The 404-nt window shown below is 54.0% G+C and carries 1 protein-coding gene; it reads left to right on the top strand.

The window, feature by feature from the left end; all coding sequences use genetic code 11:
• Nucleotides 1–404: DDE-type integrase/transposase/recombinase (locus KP705_RS18520; protein ID WP_215765364.1), on the top strand; the 404-nt coding region annotated here is incomplete at both ends.

Raw genomic sequence — 404 nt, 5'->3', positions numbered from 1 at the left:
TCGAAGGAGACAGGCTCAAACGCCAGCGCTTCAAACGCTATCCCATCGGCTTTTTTCACATCGATATTGCCGAAGTCCAGACTGCTGAAGACAAGCTGCACCTCTTCGTTGCTATCGACCGGACAAGCAAATTCGCTGTCACACAACTCGTCGGGAAAGCCGATCGGAAGACMGCCTGGGAATTCCTCGAACATCTCCTGAGCATCATCCCTTACCGGATCCATACCATTCTGACCGATAACGGCATCCAGTTCKCTGACCAACCCCGTAATCGCAATACGGCCTGGTCGCGTCCCATGCGCTTCGACATGATCTGCGAAGCCCACGGGATCGAACATCGTCTGACGAAACCCAATCATCCCTGGACGAACGGTCAGGTTGAGCGGATGAACCGGACAATCAAG

It is taken from the genome of Gluconobacter sp. P1D12_c, assembly GCF_018812105.1.
Classification (GTDB): Bacteria; Pseudomonadota; Alphaproteobacteria; order Acetobacterales; family Acetobacteraceae; genus Gluconobacter; species Gluconobacter oxydans_A.
This window is presented reverse-complemented; position numbering and strand designations above follow the sequence as displayed.